Here is an 18,605-nt window from a genome sequence, read left to right on the forward strand (position 1 = left end):
TCTGCTTACAGTGTCACCCGGCGAGACGCCGAGCCCCCCTCACTCCGCTCGGCCGAGCAGGAAGGACAGCGCCAGCAACGTGAGCACCACCGACGTCACCCAGACAAACGCGCGGTCCCGCTGCTGCCGGAAGATGAGGAGCGACAGCGCCACCCGCGCCACGGGGATCGCCATCATCACGAGCAAGATGTCCCCTCTCGCGAAGTAGACGCCTGCGCTGGCCGCCGCCGTTACCCCGATCATGAAGTTGCTGGTGGCCGTGGACACCTTCAGGGGCAGCCGCATGGCCAGGTCCATGGCTGGCACCTTCAGCGCGCCCGAGCCGATGCCCAGCAGCCCACTCACCGTCCCCGCCGCGTACATGAGCGCCAGCCCGGTGAGCGGCCGGGTGACGCGGTTGTCCACCTCGCGGCCGGTGGCCTCGTCGAAGTAGCTGCTGTGCAGCGCCAGCCGGTCCGCCAGCGCATCCGGTGGCACCGGAGCATCCGCTCGCGCCCCCAGCTTGCGCAGCATCGCCAAGGCCGAGTACCCCATCACCAAGCCGAAGACGAGGTACAGCCCACGCCCACCCACCACGCCCGCGAGGAAGGCTCCCGTGAGCGCCCCCGCTGTGGTCGCCATCTCCAGGAACATGGCCACGCGCAGGTTCGCCAGCCGGTCCCTCACATAAGCCGCGGCGGCCCCACTGGAGGTGGCGATGACGGACACGATGGAGGCCCCCACCGCATAGCGGATGTCCACCTTGAGCAGCAGCGTGAGGACGGGAACCAGGATGAGCCCACCCCCCAGCCCCAGCAGCGAGCCCAGCAGCCCCGCGGTGACGGAGATGGCGAACACCACGGTGACGAAGAGAAAGGGAGTCATCGCGCCAGGAGAAGGCGCCCTCACCTTCCCTCTTCCGCTCCCCGTCGACAACCCGCGGCGCGAGTCTGAGTCATGGAAGGTATGTGCCCGCCTGCTCGGAAACGGGGGTGGAGCCACTGTGGGGCAAGAATGCGTCCGGTGGTCATCAGGGCAGAGCGGACGATGCCCGCCTCCCTCGGGGTGCCCAGGTTGTGGCTGGACCATGCGCCTTCCCCTCCCTCGCTCCCGTCTCCCAGAGCCTCTGGACAGCACTCGCGGTCTGAGCGAGGCCGAAGTGGCCGCGCGCCGACAGCGCTATGGGCGCAACAACATCCTCGAGGCGCCTTCCTACACCTGGGCCGAGCTGTGCCGGAACACCGTGAGCGATCCCATGCTCTGGTTCCTGGTGTGCACCAGCGTGCTCTACCTCGTCCTGGGACAGCCAGTGGAGGGCTGGACGCTGCTGGCCGCGATCGTGCCGCTGGCGGGGATGGACGCCTGGCTCCACCACCGGACGCGCGCCTCGATGGAGGGCTTGAGCCACCAGTTGGCCGAACACGCCGTCGTCCTGCGAGAAGGCACGCTGCAGCGGGTGGAGGCCACGGATGTGGTGGTGGGGGATCTGGTGGAGGTGGCCGCGGGAGAGCCCTTCCCCGCCGACGGACTGGTGGTGGCGGGCGAGGGCCTCCAGACGGAGGAGTCGTCGCTGACGGGCGAGTCTCAGCCCGTGCGCAAGCGGCCCCTCCGCGGCGAGCTCCCACCGGGTAACGATCCCCTGGTGGAGTGGACGCACTGGGGACTGGCGGGGACACGGCTGCTCACCGGACGCGCGGTTCTCCGGGCCGTCTTCACGGGCGAGGAGACGCTCTATGGGCGGATCACCCGGACGGCCACGCGCCACCAGCGGGCCCGAACGCCCCTGCAGGCCGCCGTTCAGGGGTTGGTGGCCATCCTCCTGGCCGCCGCGGCGTCCTTCTGCGGTGTCCTCGCCTTCGTGCGCTGGCGCCAGGGCTACGGCTGGCTGGATGCGATGGTGAGCGCGGCCACGTTGGCGGTGGCGGCACTCCCGGAGGAGTTCCCCGTGGCCCTCACCTTCTTCCTGGGCTCGGGGGTGTACCGGCTCGCACGCCGCCGAGCCCTCGTGAAGCGGGCCGTGTCGGTGGAGAACATCGGCCGCGTCACCTGCATCTGCATGGACAAGACGGGCACCCTCACCGAGGGACAGCTCCGCGTCGCCAGCTGCCTGCCCATGGCTCAGGTGTCTCCCGCCCGGCTGCTGCATGCCGCGTCCCGGGCTTCGCGTCCGGAGAACGGCGATCCGCTGGATGGGGCGATCGCCGCCGCCGCCAGCGCCCAAGGGCCCACGGCGCCTCCCTCCGAGGTGCTGGCCCTCTTCCCCTTCACCGAGGAGCGGCGCCGGGAGACCGCCGTGGTGCGCGAGGACGATGGCCTCTGGGCCTTCACCAAGGGCTCGCCCGAGGTAGTGCTGGCGGCGTGTACGCTCTCGCCCGAGGAGCGCGCGGAGTGGAGGCACGAGGTGGAGGCGCAGGCGGCGCAGGGGCGGAAGGTGATCGCGTGCGCGGAGCAGCGGCTCGACGCCCACGGCTGGCTCGGCGGAGAGCCCTTGCGTGGCCTGCGCTTCCTGGGTCTGGTGGTCTGCGCGGATCCCGTCCGCCCAGGCGTGGCCGAGTCCATCGCCGCCTGCCACCGCGCGGGGATTCACCTGGTGATGGTGACGGGAGATCACCCGGAGACGGCCCGCGCGGTGGCACGGGAGATCGGCCTGGGAGGTGAAGCTCCCAGCCTCCTGCTCGGAGAGGAGCTGGAGGCCCGGCTGAGCCAGACGGGCGGCGTTCTCCCTCGAAACCTGGACATCATCGCGAGGACGCTTCCTGCGCAGAAGCTGGAGCTGGTGCGTGCGCTGCAGGCCTCCGGAGAGGTGGTGGCGGTCACGGGCGATGGGGTGAACGATGTGCCCGCGCTCCAGGCCGCGGACGTGGGCATCGCGATGGGCGAGCGTGGCACGCGCAGCGCTCGCGAGGTGGCCTCCATCGTCCTGCTGGACGACAACCTCCACAGCATCGTTGGAGCCATTGCTGAAGGCCGGCAGCTCTTCCACAACTTGCGCACGAGCTTCCAGTACCTGCTGCTCATCCACATCCCCCTGGTGGTGACGGCGGCCTTGATTCCGCTGGCGGGCTACCCGCTGCTGTACATGCCCATCCACGTCATCTGGCTCGAGCTCATCATCCACCCCACGGCCCTGCTGGCGTTCCAGGACGCGGCGAGTCCCGAGGCGCTGCGGCCCTCCGAGCGTCCTGTCCAGGTGCGCTTCTTCTCGCGCGGCGACTGGGCCGCCGTCTGCGTGTCCAGTGTCGTGCTGGTGGGCGTGATGGTGCTGGGCTACGAGTGGAGCTTGGGCGGCCATCGCAACGTGGAGCACGCCCGGGCCATGGCGATGGTGGCGCTCACCGTGGCGAGCGCTGGCTTCTGTGCGCTCCTCAGCGGCCTGCGGACCCGTCTGGCCAAGCTCATCTGCGCGGCCACGCTGGCCAGCGCCCTGGTGCTCGTCCAGGTGCCTGCCCTGGCGCGTCTGCTGCACCTCTCACCCCTGCACGTTATGGATTGGGGGTGGGCCATCGCGGGAGGAGCCATGGCGTGCCTACCGCTCCTGCCTCGACTCTTCCTCCCGTGGCAGCGCCCGAGGCCCACCCCTCAAGTGCCGCCAGGCACGCCCAGGCCCAGTCGCCGGTCAGGTTTCAAATGGCCGAGGCAAACGCACGGATGAACTGCTCCTCGCGCTCGCGAGGCATCCGGGGGGCCGCAGGGAGGGCGGCCTTGCCCCGTCCACCCCCTGTAGCCTTCAGCCCCAACACCGGAGCACTCGGGCGGCAGGACACTTGGTCCACCCACTCTCCCCTGGGCTCCCGAAGGCCCTACTCTTCTGTATGTCACTCGAACGCTTTTGTCGGAAGCAGGTGGCCACCGCCCTGGCAACCGAGACGGTCCAGGCGGCAGCCGAGCGAATGACCCAGCAGCACGTCGGTGCCCTCGTCGTCGTGGAGGACTCGGGACAGCCGGTCGGCATCCTGACAGACCGCGACATCGTCTGCCGCGTCCTGAACGAGCGGCGAGATCCAGGCACCACCTCCATCCGCGAGGTGATGAGCGCCAACCCCGTGGTGGCCCGTGACACCGAACGGATCGACGAGGTGGTCTTCACCACCTTCGCGAACATCTCCGCCATGATGGCCCGGGCGGGCACTCCGCGCGCCAGGGCGTGCCCGTGCTCGCGGTAGTGCGAGACGATGGCGTCCTCCGGCTGGAGCGCGCGCAAGGCGCCCACCGCGCAGGCCTCCTCACCGATATAGAGGTGAAGAAAGCCGCGAATCTTCCCCGCGCTGTAGGCCTGGGCGCTCGCCTCCTCGAAGCGGCGGATGAGCTGCATCTGCCGCAGCCAGCCGAGCGCCTCGTCCCGGGTGGGTGCCAGCGTGGGAGGGGGCTTCTCGCTCATGGCGAGGCCTCCAGGGTGGAGGTATCCCCCTCGGGCAGACCCTGCTCGCGGGCCTTGAGCAGCCGGCGCATGATCTTCCCCGAGCGCGTGCGCGGCAGTGTGGGCAGGAACTCCAGCTCTTTGGGGGCGACCACCGCGCCCAGCCGCGTGCGCGCGTGGGCAAGCAGCTCCCGGCGCAGCGCCTCCCCGGGGGTGAAGCCCTCCTTGAGGGAGACGAAGGCCTTCACCACCTCGCCGATGGTGGGCTCGGGCCGGCCGATGACACCCGCCTCGGCCACGGCGGGGTGCTCGAGCAGCGCGCTCTCCACCTCGAACGGACCAATGAGGTGGCCCATCGACTTGATCACATCGTCGGCACGCCCCACGAACCAGAAGTAGCCGTCCGCGTCCTTCCGGGCGAGATCGCCGCTGAGGTACCAGCCGCTGGCGAAGCACTTGCGGTAGCGCTCCTCCTCGTGAAGGTAGCCGCGGAACATGGAGGGCCAGCCCGGACGCAGCGCGAGCTCCCCCTCGGTGTTGGGCGTGTCCACGGGCTCCACGCTCCCGTCGGGCCCACGCCGGACGATAGCGGCCTCCACCCCTGGCAGCGGCCGGCCCATGGAGCCCGGCTTGATGTTCATGGAGGCGTAGTTGGCCACCATGATTCCGCCCGTCTCCGTCTGCCACCAGTTGTCGTGGATGGGCAGCCCGAGCGCCTGCTGTCCCCAGAGGACTGCCTCCGGATTGAGGGGCTCTCCGACGCTGGCGATGAAGCGCAGGGTGCCGAGGTTGAAGCGGCGGGGCAGCGCCTCACCGGCCTTCATCAACATCCGCACCGCTGTGGGCGCCGTGTACCAGACCGTGACGCGCTCGTCCTGGAGGATGCGGTACCAGCGCTCGGCGTCGAAGTCCGCCTCGTCCACCACGCAGGTGAGGCCGTGCGTCAGCGGAGAGATGATGCCGTACGAGGTACCCGTCACCCAGCCAGGATCGGCGGTACACCAGAAGATGTCGTCCGGGTGGAAGTCCAGGACGAGCGTCCCAGTGACGTGGTGGGCGAGCACCGCGCGGTGGACATGAATGGCGCCCTTGGGAGTGCCGGTGGTGCCGCTGGTGAAGTGCAGCAGGGCCATGTCCTCGGGAGCAGTGGGGCCAATCGTGTAGGAGTCACGGGCACGCTCCAGGAGCGCCAGGAGCGCCTGGGTGCCCTCCCCCGCCTCTCCGTCCACGAGGAGCACGTGCCTCAGCTCCGGGAGCGAGCCGCGCAGCGGCGCCACCTTCTTGCGGTAGAGGGCCTCCGTCGTCACCAGCACGCGGGCGCCGCCGAGTTGGAGGCGGGCGCGGATGGGCTCGGGGCCAAAGGCAGAGAACAAGGGGCAGAAGACGGCCCGGTGCTTCAGTGTGCCGAGCGCGGTGATGTAGAGCTCGGGGATGCGCCCCAGCAGCGAGAAGACGCGCTCGCCGGGTGAGAGGCCCAAGCCCGCGAGCACGTGGGCGAAGCGGCTCGTCCAGGCCGAGAGCTCTGCATAGGTGAGGAGCCTGCGCTCGCCATGGCGGCCCAGCCAGCGAAGCGCCTGCCGCCCTCCCCGTCCCTCCAGGATGTGCCGGTCCACAGCCTCGTGGGCGATGTTGAGACCTCGTCCATCGGGGAGCCCGGCCAGCTCGCGCTCCGCGGCCTCCCAGGAAAAGGACGCACGCGCCGCCTCGTAGCTGGGCATGTTGGGTGCGCCGCGCCAGTCTGGGTGCAGCTTGCGGATCATCCGCTCGTCCATCGCTGGCCCCACCGTCCTCGCCGCTCCGGCGCAGGGAGCCCTGGCCGGGCGAGGAGAAGAAGTAGCCCACGCGTGTTGGCAGGTCATCCCGGACGCGGAGCCGGGGAGATCGTCCTTCAGCGGACGGCCCAGGGGCTCCGGCGCCCCACCGCCGGAACGGGGCTCACAGAGGCTCCAGCACCCGGCGGAGATGCATGAGCACCTGCTTGATCTTCGGAATCTCCGAGAGCGCCTCGGGCACGCTGATTCGGAGCGCGCGCTCACGCCCCACCACGGTGGGCAGCACGGGCACCAACAGATCTTCGGGAACGCCGGGATCGGGCAGGTCCGCGCTGGGGACCAGGCCGATCCCCAACCCCGCGATGCAGCAGGAGCGGATGAAGTGGATGTCCGCCGTGATGAGCGCCGGCTCGACCCGGATCGACGGCCCGCGCAGCGTGGGCCAGGAGCGTGCATCCCCTCCTGGCGCTTCCCAGGAGAAGAGCTCGTGGCCTTGCAGCTCCTCCAACGAGCGCGGCGTCCCATTCCGCTCCAGGTAGTCCCTGCTGGCGATCAGCCCCTCGCGCACCCGCAGCACCACCTGAGAGAGCCACGGCCCCCGCGGCGTGTCCTCGCCAAAGTGGACCGCTATGTCCACGTCGTCCAGCGGCTCGCCCAGGGGATCGGCACTGAAGCGGGCGTGGACGTGGAGCAACGGATAGGTGCTCCGGAACGCTCCGAAGAGCGGCGTGAGCAAGTGCGGCGGCAGCCCCACGGGCATCACCACCCGGAGCGTGCCCGAGGGCTCATGGCCCACCTCACGGATGGAGGCCAGCAGCGCGCTCGTCTCCTGCATCATGATCCGCCCACGCTGGGCGAGCACCTCCCCGGCCTCGGTCAAGAGGATGCCCTGCCGCGTGCTCTTGAGGAGCGGCACGCCCGCGCGCGCCTCCAGGGCTTCGACCCGGCGGCGCAGGGTGGTGCGTGACACGCCCAGCGACTCAGCGGCCGCCAGAAAGGACCCCGTCTCCGCGACGTCGAGAAAGGCCCTCAGCTCTTCCAGATCCATGCGCTTGCCTCGCTGCCAGGAATGAAGTGCCACGCCCGCACTGCACAGAGTTTGGACACCGCATGTCCGTCTTCGGCCATCCCTCGTGCGCCGCCGCGAGTACGAAGAGAGCGTCCAACTTCCCACAGGTGGAATGCCCCATGCGCACCCCCGTCCTCCTCGCCCTCCCCCTCGCTCTGTTCACGCTGCCCGCCCTGGCCAAGGATCCGGCCCTCGGCGCGACCACCTACACGGTCTACGAAGCCTACATGAGCCCCGCCCAGGAGCCGGGCGAGGAGTCGGAGACGCCGAAGGCACTGGAGAAGAGCCTCGGGGCCACCGCCCCCTCGACGCCGCGCGAGAACCGCAAGTCTCGCGGCTATGGGCAGATCCGGTTCGCCAAGGACCTGAGCAAGGCCTATGTGGACGTCGAGATCCAAGGGGTCAACGCGGCGGACATCCTCATGTTCCACATCCACTGCGGCCCTCCGGGAGTCCTGGGCCCCATCATCGTGGATTTTGGCGAGTCCGAGAGCCCCGCGAAGAAGCTGGCCAACGGCAAGATGACCCTGGAGCTCACCAACAAGAATGTCCTCTTCGTCAAGGACATGCCCAAGAGCCTGAAGCCCTCGCTGCCCGAGAGCTGCCCGGCGGAGCTAGGCTTCCTGGCCCAGACCAAGACGATCGCGGGGCTCGAGTACCTGGCGCGCAAGGGCGTGCTCTACTTCAACCTCCACACCAAGGCTCACACGTACTACGGGGAGATGCGCGGCCAGCTCTACCCAGCCAAGGAGGAGTAGCCCCAGGCGCGAAGTACGAGCCCTGGACTGAAACTGAACGGGCCCCCGATCGACTCGTTGAGACTCGTAAGTTTGCCCTCGGGATGGCTTGAGGGCTCCAGCGCCCCAGCCCAAGGTCTGCCCCCTGTCGCGGGACTGTGCTCGCGCTGGAGGTGCCATGCCTGAGGTCGCCGCATCCGCTCCGGAGAAGGGACATGCCCGGCTCTCCCTGGAGCAATTCGAGGCGCTGCTGATGGCGCTGCGGAACGAGGGATGGCAGCTCGTCGGGCCCACCGTGCGAGATGAAGCCCTCGTCCACGAGGGAATCTCCGGCGTGAAGGACCTGCCCCGCGGGTGGACGGAGGTTCAAGAGGCCGGGAGGTACAGGCTGGCGCGGCGCGAGGATGAGGCGCTCTTCGGCTACTCGGTGGGGCCCAAGTCCTGGAAGCACCTGCTGTTCGTCCCGCGGCTGCGCCTGATGAGCGCACATCGCCAGGAGGAGGGCTTCCGCGTCGAGAGCGAGCCCTCAGCGCCGCCCCGGCTGGCCCTCATTGGAGCCCGCTCCTGTGATCTGCACGCCATCGCCGTACAGGACCGGACCTTCCTGGAGGGCCCTTATCGGGATCCGGACTATGCGGCCCGGCGTGAGCGGCTCTTCGTCGTGGCCGTCAATTGTGGGCAGGCGGGAGGCACCTGCTTCTGCGTGTCCATGCGGACCGGCCCCCGCGTCACCTTCGGGTTCGACATCGCCCTCACCGAGCTGCTTGAGGGCGAGCACCGCTTCTTGGCGGAGGCGGGCAGCGAGCGGGGAGCGGCGCTGTTGGCGCGGCTGGGAGCTGGAGCGGCCTCGGAGGAGGACCTCCGGACGGCGGACGCGGTGGTGGAGCGAACCGCCCAGCGCATGGGCCGCACGATGGACACCACGGACATCAAGGGACTGCTCTACCGCAACCTGGAGCACCCGCGCTGGGACGACGTGGCGCAGCGCTGCCTGGCCTGCACCAACTGCACGCTGGTGTGCCCCACCTGCTTCTGCTCCACGGTGGAGGACACCTCGGACCTGCGAGGCGAGGTGGCCGAGCGGTGGCGCCGCTGGGACTCGTGCTTCACCCTGGAGCACTCCCATCTGCACGGGGGCAACGTCCGCCAGAGCATCCGGAGCCGCTACCGGCAGTGGCACACGCACAAGCTGGCGAGCTGGTGGGATCAGTTCGGCACCTCTGGGTGTATCGGCTGCGGGCGCTGCATCACCTGGTGTCCCGTGGGCATCGACATCACCGAAGAGGTGGCCGCCATCCGCGCCGCCGATGGAGCCCGGAGCAGCGCCTGAGAGGAGCCCATGACTTCGCCCCTTCCTCCTCTCGAGCAGCATCCCTTCCTGCGCGGGCTCTCTCCCGGACAACGCCAACGCCCCAGCGTTCCGGGAGGAGAGCCAGCGCCATGACGAATAAGACGCGCACCCTCCAGGTGGACTACCTCACGCGCGTGGAGGGAGAGGCCTCGCTCATCTTGCGCCTGGAGGGCGATAAGGCCACGGACGTGCGCCTGGCCATCTTCGAGCCTCCGCGCTTCTTCGAGGCGCTGCTGCGTGGGCGCTCGTACCTGGAGGCACCGGACATCACCTCGCGGATCTGCGGCATCTGCCCGGCGGCGTACCTGTTGAGCGCCTGCCACGCGGTGGAGGCCGCGCTGGGCGTGCACGTGGACGGGCCGCTCCGGGATCTGCGGCGGCTGCTGTACTGCGGCGAGTGGATCGAGAGCCATGCCCTCCACGTCTTCCTGCTGCACGCGCCCGACTTCCTGGGCTACCCGGACGCCCTCTCCATGGCGAAGGAGCACGGCGAGTGGGTGCAGCGAGGCCTGCGCATCAAGAAGGCGGGGAACACGCTCATGTCCATCCTGGGGGGCCGGTCCATCCACCCCATCAACGTGCGCGTGGGCGGCTTCTACCGTGTGCCTCGGCGGGCTGAATTGGAGGCCCACCTGCCGGAGCTGCGCCGGGGACGTGACGCCACGATGGAGGCGTTGGAATGGATGGCCCGCTTCCCCTTCCCCGCATTCGAGCGCCCCTACGAGTTCGTCTCCCTGAGCCACCCCCATGAGTATCCACTGCTGGGAGAGCGGCTCGTCTCCTCCGAGGGGCTGGACATCCCTGTGGGCGAGTGGGACGCGCATTTCGTGGAGGAGCAGGTGCCGTACTCGAGCGCGCTGCACGCCCGGCGCGTGGGGAGGGGCGCGTACCTGTGTGGCCCGCTGGCCCGCTTCAACCTCCACTTCGACCAGTTGGCGCCCGAGGTGCAGGAAGCGGCTCACTGGGTAGGACTGTCCGTGCCGTGCCGGAACCCCTTCCGCACGCTGCTCGTGCGGCTGGTGGAGGTGCTCCAGTCCTTCACCACAGCCATTCATCTCATCGAGGACTACGAGGAACCCCCCGCGCCTCACGTGGACACTCCGCCCCGGGCGGGCACGGGTGTGGGTGCCACGGAGGCGCCTCGCGGGCTGCTCTACCACCGCTACACCCTGGACTCGGAGGGCACCATCCAGGAGGCCCGGATCGTCCCACCGACGTCGCAGAACCAGCTGTCCATCGAGGAAGACCTGCGCACGCTCGCGCCGGAGCTGGCCACTCGGCCCCTCGGGGATGCGACCCTGCTGGCCGAGCGGGCCATCCGCAACCACGATCCGTGCATCTCGTGTGCGACCCACTTCCTCACTCTGAAACGGGAGCAGATATGAGCGAGAAAGCACGCGTCATCGGCCTTGGGCAGGCGGCCGCCGGCGATGATCAGGTGGGACTGGCCGTCATCGAACGCCTGCGAATGCAGGGAGCTCCGGAGGGCGTGGAGTTGTTGGTGGCCGCCGAGCCGAGCGCACTCCTTCCGCTGCTGGAGACACCGGTCCCGGTCGTGCTCGTGGATGCGGTGCTGGCGGCACCGTCGGGCGAGGTGTGGGTCCTGGAGCCCGCGGAGCTGGAGCTGCGGGGACTCTCCACGATGTCGACCCACGGGCTTGGGGTGGCGCAGGCGGTGGCACTGGCCCAGCAGCTGTCTCCCGGAGCGGTGTCCCCTTCCATCCACCTCGTCGCCGTCAGCATCTCGCGGCCGGCGCGCTTCCAGCAGGGACTCTCTCCCGAGGTGGCCGCCGCTGTTCCTCGCGCGGCGGAGCACATCCTGCGAACCCTTCCCCTCTTGGAACAGGAGCAACGCCATGCATGAGACGTCACTGGCCCGGCAGATGCTCGATGCGGTCCTCCAGCGCGCCAAGGCGCATGGAGCCTCGCGCGTGCGCGAGGTGCGAGGCTGGGTCGCGGAGACGGAGTCGCTGTCGCCCGACAGCCTCTCGTTCCACTTCGCGGCTCACGCGCGGGGCACGAAGGCCGAAGGAGCAAGGCTCCTGCTGGAGCTCATCCACGTGGAGGCGCGCTGCCGGGCCTGTAACCGCACCTATGCCCCCGAGCACCACCTCCTGCTGTGTCCGGCCTGCGGCAGCACCGACGGAGAGCAGCTCCGGCAGACGGGACTGGCCGTCACCTCCATCGACGTGGAGTGAGGACTGGGCATGATCCGGCTGGCCATCACCGTGCGAGGAGTCGTGCAGGGCGTGGGCTTCCGTCCCTTTGTCCACGCGGCGGCCACGGCCCGGGGGCTGTCGGGGTGGGTCCGCAACCGCACCGACGGTGTCCGCATCGAGGTGGAGGGGCCAGCGCCCCGCGTGAGCGACTTCCAGAGGGCCCTCGAGCGCGAAGCCCCTCCAGCGGCCCGCTTGGAGCACATGGGTGTCGAAGCGCTGCCGCTCCAGCGAGAACTCGGCTTCCGCATCCTCGAGAGCGATCCGAGCGCACCTCCCCGGCCCAGCATCCCAGCGGACCTGGCCACCTGCCCGGACTGCCTGGAGGAGGTGGTCTCCACGAGTGCGCGGCGCTTCCAGTACCCCTTCACCAACTGCACGCGCTGCGGGCCTCGGTGGACGATCATTGAAGCCCTGCCCTACGATCGGGCTCGCACGTCCATGAAGGCCTTCGCGATGTGCTCGGTCTGTGAGGCCGAGTACCGCGACACACGGGACCGGCGCTTCCACGCCCAGCCCGTCGCATGTCCCGCGTGCGGCCCCTCGCTGCGGCTGCTTGGCCCCGAGGGGGATTGCCTGCGCGAAGGGGAAGCCGCACTGCGAGAGGCCGTGAAGGAAGTGCTCGCCGGAGGAATCCTCGCCCTCCAAGGGCTGGGGGGATTCCAGCTCCTCGTAGATGCCACCGTCCCTGCGTCGGTCGAGCTCCTGCGCCAGCGCAAACGCCGTCTGGAGAAGCCCTTCGCGGTGATGTTTCCCTCGCTCGATCAGGTACGTACGGTCTGCGAGCTGGCCTCGGAGGAAGCGGCGGTGCTCACCTCCCCTGCAGCCCCCATCGTGCTCCTCCGCAAGCGCCTCTCCGGCGGCGCGAAGCCATGGGTCGCTGACGCGGTGGCTCCAGGCAACCCATGGCTGGGCGCGCTGCTGCCCTCCACACCCCTGCACCGAATGCTGCTCGATCTGGCGGAGCGCCCTCTGGTGTGCACCAGCGGCAACCTCACCGACGAGCCCCTCTGCACCGCTCCCGGCGAGGCGCTGGATCGGCTGCGCGGAGTCGCCAGCCTGTTTCTGGTGCATGACCGGCCCATCCTCCGCCCGGTCGATGACTCCGTGGTGCGGATGGGACCGAACGGTCCGCTCGTGCTGCGCCGAGCCCGGGGTTATGCACCTCTCCCTCTGTCACTCCGTGCCGCTCCCCCGTACCTGTTGGCGCTTGGAGGCCACCTGAAGGGAACCGTCGCCCTCACTGTGGGAGAGCAAGCGGTGGTGAGCCAGCACTTGGGAGATCTGGGCTCTATCGAGGGCGCACGGCTCCTGGAGCGCACCGTGGAGGATCTGCTCCGGCTGTTCGAGGTGCACCCAGAAGCCGTCGCGTGCGATCTCCACCCAGACTATGCCTCTACCCGGCTGGGCGAGCGCCTCTGCGAGCGCTGGGGAGTCCCACTCATCCAAGTGCAGCACCACCACGCCCACATCGCGGCGGTCATGGCTGAGCACGGACTCTCCGGCCCCGTACTCGGGCTCGCCTGGGACGGAGCAGGACTGGGAACAGACGGCACGCTGTGGGGCGGCGAGGCGCTGATCGTCGAAGGCGCGCGGTTCCGCCGGGTGGCACACCTTCGCCCCTTCCGCCTGGCCGGGGGAGAACAGGCCCAGCGAGAGCCTCGGCGGGCGGCGCTCGGACTGCTCCACGCGATGGAGGGGCCTGGGGCCACCGTGCACCTGCGGGACGCCTTCACTGCGCACGAGGCGGACGTGCTCCTGGCCATGCTCGGGCGAGGGCTCCAGTCGCCGTTCACCACCAGCATGGGGCGGCTGTTCGACGCGGTCGCGGCGCTCTCCGGCGTCCAGCTGCGGACGAGCTTCGAGGGCCAGGCCGCCATGGCGCTCGAGTTCGCCGCAGGAGAGGACGCGGCCGTGGAGCCCTACCCTCTCCCACTGCGGAACGGCGAGCCTGCTGCGGCGGACTGGGAGCCTCTCATCCGAGCCCTGCTCGGGGATCGAACCCAAGGCGCGCCAGCCTCTCTCATGGCCCGCCGCTTCCACGCCTCGCTGGTCAGCCTGGCCGAAGCCATCGCGTCGCGGGCGGGCCTGCCCCACGTGGTGCTCGCGGGCGGGTGCTTCCAGAACCTGCGCCTGCTGCGGGACATCCAGGCACGCCTGCGCTCGCGAGGCTTCGAGGTGTGGACACCCCAGCAGTACCCACCCAACGACGGCAGCCTGTCCCTGGGCCAGCTCGCCGTCGCGGCATACCGCTACGAGGAGGCGCGCGATGTGTCTCGGCATCCCCGGTGAGGTGCTGTCCACGGTGGAGGGCCCGCTGCGCATGGGGCGCGTGGCCTTCGGCCAGGTCATCAAGGAGGTGTGCCTGGCCTATGTCCCCGAGGCCCAGCCCGGAGACTTCGTCGTGGTGCATGCCGGCTTCGCCATCAGCCGTGTGGATCCGGAGGGAGCCCTGCGTGTCTTCGCCTACCTGGAGGAGCTGGGCGAGACGGCCGAGAAGCTGGGAGGCCAATCCCCATGAGGTATGTAGAAGAATACCGAGGCGCGGAGGAGGCCCACCGGTTTGTCCAGGCGCTCCACGCCCGGGTGACGCGGCCCTGGACGCTGATGGAGATCTGCGGGGGGCAAACGCACGCCATCGTCCGCTTCGGGATCGACCAACTGCTGCCGCCAGGACTCACCCTCCTGCACGGTCCTGGCTGCCCGGTCTGCGTCACCTCGGTGGAGACCTTGGACAAGGCGCTGGCCATCGCCTCGCGGCCCGGCGTCGTGTTCTGCTCGTTCGGCGACATGCTCCGAGTGCCTGGCTCGGAGCGGGACTTGCTCTCGGTCAAGGCGGCGGGGGCGGACGTGCGCATCGTCTACTCGCCCATGGATGCGCTGGCCCTGGCCGAGCGGCTGCCCGGGCGCGAGGTCGTCTTCTTCGCCGTGGGCTTCGAGACCACCGCTCCGGCCAGCGCCATGGCCGTGCACGAGGCGCGGCGGCGGGGGCTGCGCAACTTCTCGCTCTTGGCGGCCCACGTCCTGGTGCCACCGGCGATGGAAGCGATCCTCGCGGACCGGAACCGGCGGGTGGATGGCTTCCTGGCCGCCGGCCACGTGTGCACGATCATGGGCATGGAGGCATACGGCCCGCTGGCGCGAGCGTACCGGGTCCCCATCGTCGTCACTGGCTTCGAGCCGCTGGACCTGCTGCAGGGCATCCACATGTGCGTGGCGCAGCTGGAGGATGGGCGCGCCGCGGTGGAGAACCAGTACGCCCGCGCCGTGCGGCCCCCGGGCAACGCACCTGCCCAGGCCATGCTGCAAGCGGTGTTCGAGGTGGTGCACCGCACGTGGCGGGGTATCGGCCCCATTCCATCGAGCGGCTTGGGGCTCCGCGCCGCCTACGCGGACTGGGACGCCGAGCGGAAGTTCGGCGTGTCCGCGGTGGGTGGCCGAGAGGACGCGGAGTGCCGGAGCGGCTCGGTGTTGCGAGGCCTGCTCAAGCCGCCCGAGTGCCCCGCCTTCGGCACCCGCTGCACACCCGAGACGCCGCTGGGAGCGACGATGGTGTCCTCCGAGGGCGCCTGTGCGGCCTACTACCGCTACCGGAGGTTCACCGGCCCATGAGCACCCTCTTGAACCGGAGCTGCCCCGCACCGCTGAAGCACAGCACCATCCAGCTCGCGCACGGAGGAGGCGGACGGCTCATGCGCCAGCTCATCGAGGAGGTCTTCCTGGAGCCGCCTCCCGCCCTGGCGTGGACCGAGCGCCATGACAGCGCGGTGGTCCCCCTCGGCACGGAGCGACTGGCGCTCACCACGGACTCCTACGTGGTGACCCCTCGCTTCTTCCCTGGGGGAGACATCGGCAAGCTCGCGGTGTACGGCACGGTGAACGACCTGGTCATGTCCGGGGCACGCCCGCTGTACCTGAGCGCGGGCTTCATTCTGGAGGAGGGGCTGGCGATGGAGGAGCTGCGCCGGGTGGTGGCCTCCATGCGCGAGGCCGCCCGGGAGTGCGGCGTGAGGCTCGTCACGGGAGACACCAAGGTGGTGGACCGAGGCAAGGCGGATGGGCTCTTCATCAACACCTCGGGCGCGGGCCATGTGCCCGAGGGCCGCTCCGTCCACCCGAGGCGCGTGAGGCCAGGGGACGCGGTGCTCGTCTCTGGAGACGTGGGGCAGCACGGCATCGCCGTCCTCTCGGTGCGCGAGGGGCTCGCTTTCGAGACTCCCGTTCAGAGCGACTGCTCGCCGCTCACGCCGCTGGTGGAGGCGCTCTTCAGCGCGGGGGTGGATGTGCATGCCCTGCGAGACACGACGCGAGGGGGGCTGGCCTCGGCCCTCAATGAACTGGCCCTCGATGGTGGAGTGAGTGTCCTCTTGGAGGAGACCTCGGTGCCGGTGAACGAGGCGGTCTCGGGAGCCTGCGAGTTGCTGGGCCTGGATCCCCTCTACGTGGCCTGCGAGGGGCGCATGGTGGCCTTCGTGCCCGAACCCCAGGCAGAGGTGGCCTTGGCGGCCCTGCGCGGCCATCCCCTCGGTGTGGCAGCGGCCCGGATTGGGCGTGTCACCGAGGGCCCCGCGGGCAGGGTGTCTCTGCGCACGCGCCTCGGCGGACACCGGCTCTTGGATCTGCTCTCCGGGGAACAGCTCCCGCGCATCTGCTGAAGCGCCGCTCACCCCGCCCTGCGCAAGCGGATCCAGCGGCGCACCAACTTGGCCAACTCCAGCGCCGTCACGGGGATGAGACCGAGCGCGAACATGAGCACCATCTCATTCCAGGGCAGAGGCACCAACTCGAAGAGGGTCCGCACCGCGGGAATCTCATAGAGCGCCCCCTGGATGAGCACAGACACGAGGATGACTCCGAGCAGCACCCGGTTGGTGAAGACACCCACCTCCCAGAAGATGCGCGTGGAACTCCGGGCGATGAACGAGCGCAATAGCTCCGCGAAGACAAGCGTGGAGAACGCCAGCGAGCGGGCCCGCTCCAAGTGCGCCGCGGGATCCGCCCACAGGAAGACCCCGAGCACCACGGCCGCCTCGAGCGCACCGGCGGCGAAGATGGTGCGCCACTGAGCGCCTCCGAGCATCGGCTCATCGGGGCGGCGCGGTGGGGCCTGCAGCAGCTCGAGCCGGGCGGGGTCCATCACCAGCGCCAGCGCCGGCAGGCTGTCCGTCATGAGGTTGATCCAGAGCAGCTGCAACGGAACCAGGGGTAGGGGTTGGCCCATCAGCAGGGCGATGACCATCAGCAGGAGTTCACCCACATTGCCCACGAGCAGATACACCAGCGTCTTGCGAATGTTCTCGTAGATGGCGCGGCCCTCGCGGATGGCCGCCACGATGGTGGCGAAGTTGTCATCGGTGAGGACGATGTCCGCGGCCTCACGCGTCACCTCGGTGCCGGTGCGCCCCATGGCAATACCGATGTGAGCCTCGCGCAGCGCGGGCGCATCATTCACGCCGTCCCCGGTCATCGCCACCACCTCGCCGCGCTCCTTCCAGCGCCGGACGATGCGCAGCTTCTCCTCGGCGGTGACGCGGGCGTGGATCAGCTCGGAGGGGTCATCGCCCTCGCGAACGATTCCCAGCTCACGCCCGATGGCGAGCGCCGTCACGGGGTGATCGCCGGTGATCATCACCGTGCGGATTCCCGCCGCCCGTGCCGCAGCGACGGCCTCGATGGCCTCGGGCCGGGGCGGGTCCGCCATGCCCATCAACCCCAGCAGCTGGAGCCGCTCCTCCTCCGGACCCGAGCCCCGAGCCACGGCCAGCACCCGGAGTCCTCGAGAGGCCATCGCCTCGGCCTTCGCGAGCGCCCCTTCGGTGCCAGAGGTGCAGCGCGAAAGCAGGACCTCGGGCGCGCCCTTGACGGAGAGGACGCCATCCGCGCGCAGCACGGACATCCGCTTCCGCTCGGAGTCGAAGGGCTGCACGGCCACGCGGGGGTTCTCGCGCTCGATCTGCTCGCGCTGGATGCCACGCTCCAGGGCCGCGCGCAGCAGGGCCAGCTCCGTGGGGTCTCCTGTTCCTTCCTTCCCTTCGGGCCCGAGACTCGCGTCACAGCACGACGCCGCAGTCCGGAGGAGCGCCTCCTCATCTGAGCCCCACAGCTCGCGCACCGCCATGCTACCCGTGGTGAGCGTGCCGGTCTTGTCGGTGCACACCACCGTCGCCGAGCCCAGCGTCTCCACGGCCTGGAGCCGGCGCACCAGGGCATGCCGGCTCGCCATCCGCCGCACGCCCAACGCCAGGGCAATGGTCACCACGGCTGGAAGCCCTTCGGGCACGGCCGCCACCGCCAGCGAGATGGACGAGAGCAGCACGGGCAGCCAGCCCATGCCCCGCAGCAGGCCCAGCGCCGCCACAAGCAGCACGATACCGCCGCAGACGATCAACAGCGCCTGGGTCACCCGGTTGAGCCGCTGTTGCAGCGGCGTCTCCGTGTCCTCGGCGGAGGCAAGCAGGTGGGCAATCTGCCCCAGCTCCGTGCGCATGCCAGTGGCGGTCACCACCGCCGTGCCCGTCCCTCGCGACACCGCGGTTCCCATGAACACACGGTCCGTGCGCTGCGCCAGGGGTGTTCCCTCGGGCGTGGGCCGGATGGACTTGTCCACGGGGGCGCTCTCTCCGGTGAGCGGCGCCTCGCTCGTGGCGAGCGAGTAGGCCTCCAGCAGCTGCGCATCCGCGGCCACAATGTCGCCCGCCTCTAGGAGCAGCACATCTCCCGGGACGATCTCCGCCGCAGGCAGATCGATGGGGTACCCATCGCGCAGGACACGGGCCCGGGGCGCGGTCATGGAGCGCAGCGCCTGCATGGCCTGCTCGGCCTTGAATTCCTGAGCGAACCCGACGAGCGCGTTGAGCACCACGATGATGCCAATAGCGATGGCGTCCGCCCGCTCCCCCATCAGGAAGGAGGCGACACTGGCCGCGATCAGCAGAGCGATCATCGGTGAGCGGAACTGATCCAGGAAGAGGCGCCAGCGGGGCCGAGCGGCCTCCCGGCGAATCTCGTTCCGCCCGGACTCGAGCAGGCGGCGTGCGGCCTCTGAGGTGGTCAATCCCGGGTTCATGGCTCCAGGGAGAGGGTACTCGCTGGAAGGCAGCGGGGTGGTGACGGCCATGACAAGG

General features: G+C 69.8%; 15 protein-coding genes and 1 pseudogene. 11 read left to right on the forward strand and 5 right to left on the reverse strand.

All coding sequences use genetic code 11. From position 1 onward, the window contains the following. Window positions 1-39: 39 nt before the first annotated feature. A complete protein-coding gene (locus tag DB31_RS21740) occupies window positions 40-864 on the reverse strand; it encodes a TSUP family transporter (protein ID WP_044191028.1) in 825 nt (274 codons plus the stop codon). A 202-nt stretch (window positions 865-1,066) separates the two neighbouring features. Here DB31_RS21740 and DB31_RS21745 point away from each other — a divergent pair, with 202 nt between their 5' ends. Beyond that, on the forward strand, window positions 1,067-3,631 hold the full coding sequence (locus DB31_RS21745) for a cation-translocating P-type ATPase (RefSeq protein WP_075306120.1): 2,565 nt from the start codon (window positions 1,067-1,069) through the stop codon (window positions 3,629-3,631). Between the two features lie 160 nt (window positions 3,632-3,791). Continuing rightward, window positions 3,792-4,142: a CBS domain-containing protein gene (locus DB31_RS51615; RefSeq protein WP_083968613.1), complete on the forward strand. Its 351-nt coding sequence runs from the start codon at window positions 3,792-3,794 to the stop codon at window positions 4,140-4,142. On the opposite strand, the pseudogene DB31_RS51620 reads toward DB31_RS51615, so the two are convergent. The 3 genes and pseudogenes from DB31_RS51620 to DB31_RS21760 form a co-directional block, all read right to left on the reverse strand. Beyond that, window positions 4,061-4,357 (reverse strand): annotated as a pseudogene (locus tag DB31_RS51620) (thiamine pyrophosphate-dependent enzyme); the annotation flags it as partial. The gene DB31_RS51615 and the pseudogene DB31_RS51620 sit on opposite strands and share 82 nt — an antisense overlap. After that, on the reverse strand, window positions 4,354-6,108 hold the full coding sequence (gene acsA / locus DB31_RS21755; protein WP_044191030.1) for an acetate--CoA ligase: 1,755 nt from the start codon (window positions 6,106-6,108) through the stop codon (window positions 4,354-4,356). The gene acsA and the pseudogene DB31_RS51620, both read right to left, overlap by 4 nt. 163 nt (window positions 6,109-6,271) lie before the next feature. Continuing rightward, complete coding sequence (locus DB31_RS21760) at window positions 6,272-7,189, reverse strand: LysR family transcriptional regulator (RefSeq protein WP_240486806.1); 918 nt, start codon at window positions 7,187-7,189, stop codon at window positions 6,272-6,274. A gap of 107 nt (window positions 7,190-7,296) precedes the next feature. On the opposite strand from DB31_RS21760, the gene DB31_RS21765 reads away from it, so the two are divergent. From DB31_RS21765 to hypE, 9 genes are all read left to right on the forward strand, one after another. Next, window positions 7,297-7,935 (forward strand): CHRD domain-containing protein, encoded by a 639-nt coding sequence (locus DB31_RS21765; protein WP_044191033.1) that lies wholly within the window; start codon window positions 7,297-7,299, stop codon window positions 7,933-7,935. Window positions 7,936-8,092: 157 nt separating this feature from the next. After that, the gene (locus tag DB31_RS21770) at window positions 8,093-9,244 is read left to right on the forward strand and encodes a 4Fe-4S dicluster domain-containing protein (protein ID WP_044191035.1); all 1,152 of its coding nucleotides are present in this window, start codon (window positions 8,093-8,095) and stop codon (window positions 9,242-9,244) included. A 110-nt stretch (window positions 9,245-9,354) separates the two neighbouring features. Further along, window positions 9,355-10,650 carry a Ni/Fe hydrogenase subunit alpha gene (locus tag DB31_RS21775; protein ID WP_044191037.1) on the forward strand — a complete coding sequence of 432 codons (1,296 nt, stop codon included), beginning with the start codon at window positions 9,355-9,357 and terminating at the stop codon, window positions 10,648-10,650. Further along, entirely contained in the window at window positions 10,647-11,129 is a 483-nt protein-coding gene (locus DB31_RS21780) for a hydrogenase maturation protease (protein WP_044191039.1), read from the forward strand. Before DB31_RS21775 ends, DB31_RS21780 begins: the two co-directional genes overlap by 4 nt. Further along, window positions 11,122-11,463, forward strand: a complete 342-nt coding sequence (locus DB31_RS21785) for a hydrogenase maturation nickel metallochaperone HypA/HybF (protein ID WP_044191041.1) — start codon at window positions 11,122-11,124, stop codon at window positions 11,461-11,463. Before DB31_RS21780 ends, DB31_RS21785 begins: the two co-directional genes overlap by 8 nt. A gap of 9 nt (window positions 11,464-11,472) precedes the next feature. After that, on the forward strand, window positions 11,473-13,773 hold the full coding sequence (gene hypF, locus DB31_RS21790) for a carbamoyltransferase HypF (protein ID WP_044191042.1): 2,301 nt from the start codon (window positions 11,473-11,475) through the stop codon (window positions 13,771-13,773). Further along, complete coding sequence (locus DB31_RS21795) at window positions 13,751-14,002, forward strand: HypC/HybG/HupF family hydrogenase formation chaperone (RefSeq protein WP_044191044.1); 252 nt, start codon at window positions 13,751-13,753, stop codon at window positions 14,000-14,002. The genes hypF and DB31_RS21795 overlap by 23 nt, the downstream gene beginning before the upstream one ends. Next, entirely contained in the window at window positions 13,999-15,093 is a 1,095-nt protein-coding gene (gene hypD / locus DB31_RS21800; RefSeq protein WP_044191046.1) for a hydrogenase formation protein HypD, read from the forward strand. Before DB31_RS21795 ends, hypD begins: the two co-directional genes overlap by 4 nt. Further along, the gene (gene hypE / locus DB31_RS21805) at window positions 15,090-16,136 is read left to right on the forward strand and encodes a hydrogenase expression/formation protein HypE (protein ID WP_044191047.1); all 1,047 of its coding nucleotides are present in this window, start codon (window positions 15,090-15,092) and stop codon (window positions 16,134-16,136) included. The genes hypD and hypE overlap by 4 nt, the downstream gene beginning before the upstream one ends. An 8-nt stretch (window positions 16,137-16,144) precedes the next feature. Here the strand turns inward: hypE and DB31_RS21810 are convergent, their stop codons facing one another. Further along, window positions 16,145-18,598 (reverse strand): cation-translocating P-type ATPase, encoded by a 2,454-nt coding sequence (locus tag DB31_RS21810; protein WP_044191049.1) that lies wholly within the window; start codon window positions 18,596-18,598, stop codon window positions 16,145-16,147. Window positions 18,599-18,605: the final 7 nt, after the last annotated feature.

This window comes from Hyalangium minutum (assembly GCF_000737315.1).
Classification (GTDB): domain Bacteria; phylum Myxococcota; class Myxococcia; order Myxococcales; family Myxococcaceae; genus Hyalangium; species Hyalangium minutum.

Bases quoted from the DNA above. Each gene is read 5' to 3' on its own strand.
- DB31_RS21740 (WP_044191028.1), bottom strand. From the start codon at position 864: ATGACTCCCTTTCTCTTCGTCACCGTGGTGTTCGCCATCTCCGTCACC.
- DB31_RS21745 (WP_075306120.1), top strand. From the start codon at position 1,067: ATGCGCCTTCCCCTCCCTCGCTCCCGTCTCCCAGAGCCTCTGGACAGC.
- DB31_RS51615 (WP_083968613.1), top strand. From the start codon at position 3,792: ATGTCACTCGAACGCTTTTGTCGGAAGCAGGTGGCCACCGCCCTGGCA.
- acsA (WP_044191030.1), bottom strand. From the start codon at position 6,108: ATGGACGAGCGGATGATCCGCAAGCTGCACCCAGACTGGCGCGGCGCA.
- DB31_RS21765 (WP_044191033.1), top strand. From the start codon at position 7,297: ATGCGCACCCCCGTCCTCCTCGCCCTCCCCCTCGCTCTGTTCACGCTG.
- DB31_RS21770 (WP_044191035.1), top strand. From the start codon at position 8,093: ATGCCTGAGGTCGCCGCATCCGCTCCGGAGAAGGGACATGCCCGGCTC.
- DB31_RS21775 (WP_044191037.1), top strand. From the start codon at position 9,355: ATGACGAATAAGACGCGCACCCTCCAGGTGGACTACCTCACGCGCGTG.
- DB31_RS21780 (WP_044191039.1), top strand. From the start codon at position 10,647: ATGAGCGAGAAAGCACGCGTCATCGGCCTTGGGCAGGCGGCCGCCGGC.
- DB31_RS21785 (WP_044191041.1), top strand. From the start codon at position 11,122: ATGCATGAGACGTCACTGGCCCGGCAGATGCTCGATGCGGTCCTCCAG.
- hypF (WP_044191042.1), top strand. From the start codon at position 11,473: ATGATCCGGCTGGCCATCACCGTGCGAGGAGTCGTGCAGGGCGTGGGC.
- DB31_RS21795 (WP_044191044.1), top strand. From the start codon at position 13,751: ATGTGTCTCGGCATCCCCGGTGAGGTGCTGTCCACGGTGGAGGGCCCG.
- hypD (WP_044191046.1), top strand. From the start codon at position 13,999: ATGAGGTATGTAGAAGAATACCGAGGCGCGGAGGAGGCCCACCGGTTT.
- hypE (WP_044191047.1), top strand. From the start codon at position 15,090: ATGAGCACCCTCTTGAACCGGAGCTGCCCCGCACCGCTGAAGCACAGC.
- DB31_RS21810 (WP_044191049.1), bottom strand. From the start codon at position 18,598: ATGGCCGTCACCACCCCGCTGCCTTCCAGCGAGTACCCTCTCCCTGGA.